General features: G+C 69.8%; 8 protein-coding genes and 1 pseudogene. All 9 read right to left on the bottom strand.

What is annotated here, in order from left to right; all coding sequences use genetic code 11:
• Nucleotides 1–286: pseudogene (locus D7X55_RS30435) on the bottom strand (UTP--glucose-1-phosphate uridylyltransferase); the annotation flags it as partial.
• A gap of 53 nt (nt 287–339) precedes the next feature.
• The gene (locus D7X55_RS30430; protein WP_120550136.1) at nt 340–1176 is read right to left on the bottom strand and encodes a phytanoyl-CoA dioxygenase family protein; all 837 of its coding nucleotides are present in this window, start codon (nt 1174–1176) and stop codon (nt 340–342) included.
• Between the two features lie 22 nt (nt 1177–1198).
• Nucleotides 1199–2266 (bottom strand): glycoside hydrolase family 43 protein, encoded by a 1068-nt coding sequence (locus D7X55_RS30425; RefSeq protein ID WP_121724893.1) that lies wholly within the window; start codon nt 2264–2266, stop codon nt 1199–1201.
• A gap of 12 nt (nt 2267–2278) precedes the next feature.
• On the bottom strand, nt 2279–3457 hold the full coding sequence (locus tag D7X55_RS30420) for a family 43 glycosylhydrolase (protein ID WP_121724892.1): 1179 nt from the start codon (nt 3455–3457) through the stop codon (nt 2279–2281).
• A 44-nt stretch (nt 3458–3501) separates the two neighbouring features.
• A complete protein-coding gene (locus D7X55_RS30415; protein WP_121724891.1) occupies nt 3502–4812 on the bottom strand; it encodes an extracellular solute-binding protein in 1311 nt (436 codons plus the stop codon).
• Between the two features lie 20 nt (nt 4813–4832).
• Nucleotides 4833–5657 (bottom strand): carbohydrate ABC transporter permease, encoded by an 825-nt coding sequence (locus D7X55_RS30410; protein WP_120550132.1) that lies wholly within the window; start codon nt 5655–5657, stop codon nt 4833–4835.
• A 4-nt stretch (nt 5658–5661) separates the two neighbouring features.
• Nucleotides 5662–6597: a carbohydrate ABC transporter permease gene (locus D7X55_RS30405; protein ID WP_121724890.1), complete on the bottom strand. Its 936-nt coding sequence runs from the start codon at nt 6595–6597 to the stop codon at nt 5662–5664.
• Nucleotides 6594–7667 carry a sn-glycerol-3-phosphate ABC transporter ATP-binding protein UgpC gene (locus tag D7X55_RS30400; protein WP_233610161.1) on the bottom strand — a complete coding sequence of 358 codons (1074 nt, stop codon included), beginning with the start codon at nt 7665–7667 and terminating at the stop codon, nt 6594–6596. The genes D7X55_RS30405 and D7X55_RS30400 overlap by 4 nt, the downstream gene beginning before the upstream one ends.
• Before the next feature lie 98 nt (nt 7668–7765).
• On the bottom strand, nt 7766–8566 hold an 801-nt coding region (gene galK, locus D7X55_RS30395), incomplete at its 5' end, for a galactokinase (RefSeq protein ID WP_121724889.1).

Genomic DNA, 8566 nt, shown 5'->3' with positions numbered 1-8566 from the left:
CAGTCCCCGCCCCACCTGCCACCACCAGGGCGGCCACCGCGCCGTCGCGGAACGCCTGCTCTCCCAACGCACGGCAGGCTTCGTGGGCCGGGGTGCCCTCGGCGGGCAGCGGTTGGACATCCCCCGGCCGTGGCGGTTCGAGCGGGCCCGCCAGCGACAGGGCCTCCGTCAGCTCTCCGCGCTGGTAGCGGGCGAGCAGCGCCCGGAAGCTGGCCGCGTCGAAGCCGTCACGCGCGAGCCAGGGATCATCCAGTTCTGCATCCACATCCGGGGTCTGGGTCTTCACGCGCGGGAGGATAGAGCGCCCTCCACCGAAACGCATCGGCCCCACGTCCCAAGTCAGTACGCGGGCTTCAGCAGCCCTTCGATGGTGTGATGCTGCACCACGGTCTGGAGCGTATCGACCACGCGGTAGGTGAGGTGCTCGCGGACGCGGGGTGGCAGGGACTCCAGATAGCGCCGTGTCACCTGCAGGTCATGGTGGTTCGCGTTCGTCGCGTCCGGCGCATCCACGCCCACCACCAGCACCGGACGCGACTGGTCCGAGCGGTTGGCGGTGCCCCGATGGATCGTCAGCGCGGAGCGGGCGGAGAGGTCGCCCATGCGCGGCAGCTTCGGGACTGCTCGGGCGATGTAGCGCGGCCAGAGTTCGCGAGGGGGGAACATGCCCTTGGGGCAGCCCTCGAATTGATCCCACTGCGTTCCAGGCGCGACCTCGAACGGGCCCATCTCCGGGATGGTGTCCACGGCGGTCAGGTTGAAGGCCAGCGAGTTGAGGCGGCGGCCCTTCGTCGTGGCCTCCGGCGCGGCGAAGTCGCGGTGCCAGGGCTGGTCCGCCGCGCCCGGGAAGGGAACGTCGAAGCCCACCTCGACGATGCGATAGCCGGGGCCGAGCACCGCCTCGCAGACGGCGACGAACCACGGGTGCGTGGCGATGTCGACGAAGCCCCGGATGCGCTCCGGGTGCACCTCCACGTACCAGCGCTGCGGCCCGCGAGGCAGCGCACCGCCGGGGACCTGCCGGGCCTCGGCGAAGAGCGTCTCGATGTCCTCGCGCATCCGCACGGCCCAGTCGCGTGGGAAGGCGCCCTTCAGCCCGATGATGCCGTCGCCGTAGAGGCCGCGCAGGAGGTCGGCCGGCTCGTGGGTTTCTTGCGGTGCGTGCACGGTGCTCATGTTCCCTCTCCTCACTTGCCGGTCAGCGCGGCGCGGCCACGGGGCCCGCGGAAGGCATCCCGCCCTCGACGCGCGGCCATCCGTCCTTCCACGTGAGCCGGTCCATCAACATGGGGCGGCGCACCGCGCGGTCCTGGCCGATGACCTCCTCGACGTAGGGACGCCGCACGTCGATGGCGTGGTAGGCAATCCAGTCCTGCCCCTTGCGGTCGGTGAAGACGGAGTTGTGGCCCGGCGCGATCCACGCCTCGCTCCGGCGCAGCACGGCGCTGTCGGGCGCGCCCGTCGCCTGCGCCAGCGTCTCGAAGGGGCCGGTGGGGGTGCGGGAGCGCGCCACCAGGGCCGCGTACTTCACGTCCTGCAGCGGGCCGTGGCAGCAGTTCTCGCCTGAATAGAAGAGGTAGTAGTAGCCGTCACGCTGGACGACCCACGCGCCTTCGACCAGGGACTGGAACGGGACACCCTTGTCCGCGCGCACCAGCTCCGTGGGAGCGCTCCCCTTCTTGAAGGAGAGCCCGTCCGCCGCCAGCTCCTGCACGCGGATGGGCTGGAAGCCCGAACCCCAGTAGAGGTACTTGCGCCCCGTGCGCGCGTCATCGAAGGCCATCGGGTCGATGTTGACGAAGGACAGCCCGCACACGAGCGGACGCCCGCTGTCGCGGAACGGGCCCTCGGGCCTGGCCGAGGTGGCGACGCCCAGGCAGAAGACGCCCTCCGGGCTGTCCACCGCGCCCCGCTCCTTCTTGAAGCTCGCCGCACGCTCGGGGTCCAGGGTGGCGGAGAAGTACAGGAAGAACTTGCGCCCGCGACGGTGGACGTCCGGCGCCCAGAACATCTGCGTCGTCGACGCCCACGTGGGCTTCACGGGCAGCGCGTCGCCCACGCGCTCCCACTTCACGAGGTCGCGCGTGCGGGCCGCCTGGACGTTCTGCACCTTGCCGGCGACGGTGCCCTGCGTCGCGTAGGCGTAGTACCACCCACCGCCCGCGTCGAGGACGGTGGGGTCCGGGAAGTCCTCGTCGAAGACAGGGTTGGTATAGGTCGCGGCCGTCAGTGCGGCGCCGAGGACCAGCAGTGGCAGGAGTGGCATCCGAGGCTTTCGTCAGGCCGGGGTGGAGAAACGCGCTTCCACGACGAACGGCTCACACGGGCGGCCCTCCAGGTCCCGGAAGGCGACATGGAACTGGAGGGCCCTGCGCTGGTCCCCGTCCTTGGAGTACTCAGTGCCGTTGCGCCATGCGTGCAGGTACATCGCGTGGAGGCCCTCGCCCACCCGGACGAACGAGGGATGACCCGGGCCATTCCATTGCCCGCCGAGCGCCGGGCTCTGGCTGTCGATGAGGAGCCTTTCGTCCCGCACCTCGTGCGCCAGCAGGTCCACCTTCGCGACGTACGTGCGGTACTCGGCGTTGCCGAAGAAGCCCGCGCTGTAGAACAGGTAGGCCTGACCGTTCTCGTGCACCACGAACTGGCCCTCGACCAGTCCGTCGTGATGCGGGCCATTGGTGAGCAGGACCTTCGCCGGGCCCAGGAGCGTGATGCGGCCATCGGACTCCTGCCGGAACGCATGCGACAGGATGGGCGTGGACGCCTTGTGGCGCTGCCCCGTCGCCGGGTCCGTCCACTGCAGCCCGTTGCCGTCCACCTTGGTGAGCAGGAACGTGCGCTCCTTCCCGTCCGCGCCGACCGCCGCGGCCACGTGGCCATCAATCATCCCCACCACGGGGTTCCCGCCGGCGGGCCCGCCCGGATAGCCAGGCGCCAGGTCCTTCACGCGGACGTTGATGTCCAGGAAGCCATGGTCCGTCCACTCGCCGTCGATGGCGGTGGCCGTGGCGTAGGCGGAGCGCAGGATGCCTGCGCGGTCCCTCGCGGTGTAGTGCAGCGTGAGCAGCCCGTGGCGCACGTCGATCTCAGGGGCCCAGCGAGCCACGACGAGGTCCCGGGGCAGGCCCGGAGAGAGCGGATCCAGCTCACCGGCGTTCCACCACGCGGGGATCCTTCCTTCGGGGAAGATGGCGCAAGGCCTGCCATCCTTCAGGTGCGGCACCCAGCGGGCGCCGTCGAAGCGATACAGCCGGAAGGCGAACGGCTGATCATTGGTGGTGGCCACCAGCCAGAGGCCGGCGGTGCGCGCGCCACCGGGGCTCGCCGCCGTCAGTCGCAGCACGAAGGGGTCTGGCAGCGTCTCATCGACGAGCGGTTCGGGGACCCTCGGCAGGTTCGCGACAATGTCGCCGAGCGTACGCGTCGCGTCCGGAGGAAGAACGGAAGATGTCATGGGGGCGCGTGATGCGAGTGGAGGCAAAGGAAACGTGGAAGGGGCTATCTGCGACGGGAGCGGCGCAGGATGCTCGCGGCCGCCCGCTGGGAATCCGCCAGGGCCTTGTCCGGCTCCTTCTGGACCAGCCAGGTGGAGTTCAGCTCGTTGACCAGCAGGTCGCCCAGCGCACGCTGGTACTGGATGGGCGGCAGCGCCGTGGCGATGGTGGCGGTGCGCGTGTACTCCGCCCGGTGCGGCAGGGCCTTCATCGGTGCGCTCTGCAGCACCGAGACGCGCACCGGCAGGTGCCCGGTCCGGGCCCACTGGAGGCTGTTGTCGTTGAGGAACTTCAGGAAGGTGAGCGCCGCCTTCTGCTTCGCGGCATCCGGCTTCGGCTGCTTCGGCATGACCCATGTGTGGCTGTCGGACCAGACGGCCTCCCTGCCGTAGAGGGAGGGCATGTCCCGCACGACGTAGCTCTTGAGGCCTGACTTCGCCGTGGCGGCCTGGGCCGCGTACGTGTCCACACCCCAGGTGCCGTTCACCAGCACCGCCGCGTCGCCGGCGAGGAAGGCCTGCTGCGCGGCGGCGTAGTCGTGCTGGGGATTGGCGGCGCCCGCCGCGTAGAGCGCGTCCAGCAGGCGCAGCGCCTCCCGGCTCTCCTTCGACTCCAGCAGCGCCTCCTTCTTCTGCGCATCCACGATGTTGCCGCCCTGCTGCCAGACCCAGCTGAGGTACTGCCAGGAGGGCATCGGGTCCGCGCCGGAGGGGATGGCGAAGTAGGCCTTGCCCGTCTTCGCCTTCATCGTCGCGGCGTGCTGCATCAGCTCGGCGGGGCTTCGGGGCAGCTTCGGCTGGCCCTGCTCATCCACGAGCCCCGCCTGGATGAACAGGTCGGCGTTGACGTGCCACAGCAGGGCGTGGAGGTCGAACGGCAGCGCCCAGAGCTCGCCGTTGGCGGTGACGCCCTCGCGCGCCGCCGGCACGAAGTCCGCGACGTCGATGCCCACCGCCGCGAAGTCCTTGCCCAGCGGCAGCAGGAGGTTTCGCACCTGGTAGTTCGGCAGGACGCTGCGGTGCATGACGGCGATGTCCGGCGGGGTGCGGCCCGCGACGTTGGCGCTCAGCCGGTCGTAGTAGACGCCCCACTCCACCGACTGCGTCTTGACGGTGATGCCGTCCGTGTTCTCCGCGTTGAACTTGTTGGTCAGCACCTGGACGATGCCGCACTCGCCCACCGCCTTCGTCACGTCCGTGACGTTGGCGTACGCGTCGCTGCAACCGCCAAAGAAGCGGAACAGGGTGATCTCCGTCCCGGCCTGTGCGGAGCTGGTGCCAAGCATCGCGGCCAGCAGGAGCGTCTTCATCTTCATGGGAGCGGCTCCATTTCCGGCTACTTGCCGCCAGTGATGGCGATGCCTTGCACGATGTAGCGTTGGAACACGACGTAGAGCAGGAGCATCGGAGCGCTGGCGAACACGGCCGACGCCATCAGGAAGCCGAGCCCCTCCGACATCGCGAAGTTGCCCTGCAACGAACCCAGTCCGACGCTGAGCGTGTACATCTCCGGCTGCGTCGCGGTGACGACGGGCCAGAGGAAGTCGTTCCACGCGAACAGGAAGGTGAAGATGCCCAGCGTCGTCAGCGCGGGACGCGACAGCGGCAGCATCACCGACCAGAAGATCTTGAAGCGGCCCGCGTTGTCGAGCTCCGCGGCCTCCTCCAGTTCGCGGGGAACCGCCTTGAAGAACTGCGTCATCAGGAACACGCCCATCGGCCCGGCCAGGCGCGGGGCGATGAGGGAGAAGTACGTGTTGTGCAGCTCCCAGTCCGCGAACATGGCGTGCAAGGGCACGAGGATGGCCTGCTCGGGCACCATGAGCCCGGCCATCACCAGCAGGAAGACGGCGCGGCGCCCGGGAAAGTCGATGCGGGCGAACGCGTAGCCGGCGAGCGACGACAACAGCAGCGTTGCCGCCGTCATGCCCACGGCGACCACCACGCTGTTGAGCAGCCAGCGCGGCGTCAGGGACACCCGCAGCAACGTGGCGAAGTGCTCCAGGGTGCGCGGCCAGGGGATGATGCCGTTCGTGGAGCGCACCAGCTCCTCGTTGGGCTTGAGCGACAGGGTCAGCACCCACAGCATCGGCATCATCCACACGAAGGCGGCGGCCACCACCCCGGCGAGGATGAGGCGGTCCGTCAGGGTCCGGTTCATCGCCTCACTCCCCTTCCTGCCGCGACAGGCGGAACTGCAACAGCGCCACGCCGAACATCAGGACGAACAACACCGTCGAGACGGCGGACGCGTAGCCGGAGCGCCAGTCGCGGAAGCTCGTCTCGTAGATGAGCTGCACCAGCGGCCGGGTGGAGTTGGCGGGCCCGCCGCGCGTCATCAGCAGCGGCTGGCCGAACACCTGGAGGTGCATCACCGTCTGGAGCACCACCACGAGCAGCGTGGTGCGCGCGAGCGCCGGAAGCGTGATGTGCCGCAGCACCGCCCAGCGCGAGGCCTTGTCCAGCCGGGCCGCCTCGTAGACCTCCGGGGGGATCTGCTGGAGGCCGGCGAGGAAGAGCGCCATCGGGAGGCCGGCGGTCCACCACAGGGAGGTCACCATCAGCGCCGGCATGGCCCAGTCCTTGTCGGCCAGGAAGGCGATGGGCTGGAGGCCCACCGCGCGCAAGCCATTGGCGATGAGGCCGCGGTCGGGGTTGAGCACCATGGCCCAGACCAAGGTGACGACGGTGACGGAGAAGATGTTGGAGGCGAAGAACACGGCCCGCAGCGCGGCGTAGATGCGCAGCGGCTTCTGGAGCGCCAGCGCCAGGACCAGGCCCAGCAACGTCGCGGCAGGGGCCGTCATGGCGGCGAACTGCAGGGTGCGCTTGAGGGCGTCCCAGAAGTACGGGTCGTCCCACAGCTCCACGTAGTTCAAGAAGCCGATGTACTCGCGATAGTCCCCGACGATCTCCCAGTCGTGCAGGCTCATCCACAGGCCGAGCGCGAAGGGGTAGAGCAGGAAGACGCCGTAGAACAGGAGGAAGGGCGCCAGGAAGGCATATCCGGCGACGGCGTTGCGCTGGCGCGCAAGGCTTCCGTTGCGCGAGCCGGCCTCAGGAGCCTGGACCGGGACGACACTCGTGGCCTGGACACTCATGCGGCGCTCGCGGCGGCGGGAGGCAGGGCCATTCCATCCGCGCCAAAGAGCCGGCCCTGGCCGGGTTCAATCGCGAGCGACACCGTGTCGCCAAGGCGGACGGTGCTGTCCCCCGTGTCGGTGGCGATGAGCGTGGCTCCGTCCGCCCCCACCACGTGCAGCAGCGTTTCGCGCCCCAGCCGTTCAATGGCCCGCGCGTGTCCCCGGAAGACGCCCTCCCCCGATGTCGGCCGGACGTGCTCCGGACGGACGCCGAAGGTGACAGGCGCGTCCGCCGCCAGCGTGCGGCCCTCGGCGGGGAGCACGGCCCGGCCGCCCGGCAGGGCGACCTCCACCACGCCGGGGCTGACAGCCACCACCCGCGCCTGGAGCAGGTTCATCTTGGGGGCGCCCATGAAGCCGGCGACGAAGGTGTTCGCGGGCGACCGGTAGACCTCCAGCGGCGTGCCCACCTGTTCGATGCGCCCGTCGCGGAAGACGACGATGCGATCCGCCATGGTCATCGCCTCGACCTGGTCGTGGGTGACGTAGATGGACGTCGCCTCCAGCCGCTGGTGGAGCTGCACCAGCTCCACGCGCATCTGCACCCGCAGCGCCGCGTCCAGGTTGGAGAGCGGCTCGTCGAAGAGGAAGACGTCGGGCCGGCGGACGATGGCGCGCCCAATGGCGATTCGCTGGCGCTGGCCGCCGGACATCTGCGAGGGGCGGCGGTTGAGCAGGTGTTCGATCTGCAGCGTCTTCGCGGCGCTCGCCACGCGCTCGTCGATCTCAGCGCGCGGCGTGCCGATGTTGCGCAGGCCGAAGGCCATGTTGCCGGCCGCCGTCATGTGCGGATAGAGGGCGTAGTTCTGGAAGACCATGGCGATGCCGCGGTCACCCGCTGGCGTGTCGTTGACCCGGCGCCCGCCAATGGAGATTTCACCGCCGCTCACCTCCTCCAGGCCGGCGATCATCCGCAGCAGCGTGGACTTGCCGCACCCCGAGGGGCCGACGAAGACGATGAACTCGCGGTGTCGCAGCTCAAGCGAGACACCGTGAATCACCGCCTGCGAGCCATATTGCTTCCGCACATCCCGAAGCAGCACATCCGCCATCGTTCACGTTCCTGGGGGGCGGCAAGCGCCCCGGACTGACAAGAGAGGTTCAGGGCTCCACACCCGGGGGCACGTCAGACGACGTTCGCCCCGTCCGCGGCCTGGCACACGTAGCACTGCGGCGTGTTCCCCGTGGCCTGCGCGTACTTCGCGTGGACGCTCTGGACGAACGCGTCGGCGTGCTCGGTTTCGACGAGCGCCACCGCGCAGCCGCCGAAGCCCGCGCCCGTCATCCGGGCGCCCAGGCAGCCAGGCTCCTCTCGCGCCAGCATGACGATGGTGTCGAGCGCCTCGTTGGTGACCTCGAAGTCGTCGCGCAGGCTGTCATGGCTTGCGTCCATCAGCTGGCCCAGCCGCGACAGGTTTCCGTCGCGCATCGCCTCGGCGGCCTGCACGGTGCGGTCGTTCTCCGTGATGACGTGCTGCGCGCGCTGGCGCACCAGCGGGTCCAGTGCGTCCTCCCGCTCCATGAAGGTGTCCCGGTCCACATCCCGCAGCGCCTTGACGCCGAAGAAGCGCGCGGCGGCCTCGCACTGGCTCCGGCGCTCGTTGTAGGCGGAGTCCACCAGCCCCCGGCGCGTCCCCGTGTCGAGCACGACGACCACGGCGCCCTGGGGAAGGCGCACGGGCTGGAGCGACAGGTCGCGGCAGTCGATGAGCAGCGCGTGGCCCTTGCGTCCGCCCGCGACGATCATCTGGTCCATGATGCCGGTGTTGAGGCCCATCCACTGGTTCTCCACGCGCTGGCCGAGCAGCGCCATGGTGGAGGGCTGCCACGGCAGGCCGCTCACCGTGGCGAAGGCGCGCAGCGTGGCCAGCTCCACGGCGGCGGACGAGGAGAGCCCCGCGCCCCGCGGCACGTCCCCGCCCATCAC

Source organism: Corallococcus sp. AB049A, from assembly GCF_003668885.1.
GTDB lineage: Bacteria > Myxococcota > Myxococcia > Myxococcales > Myxococcaceae > Corallococcus > Corallococcus interemptor.
Note: the sequence above shows the minus strand (reverse complement) of the source record. Positions and strands in the feature narration are given on the sequence as shown.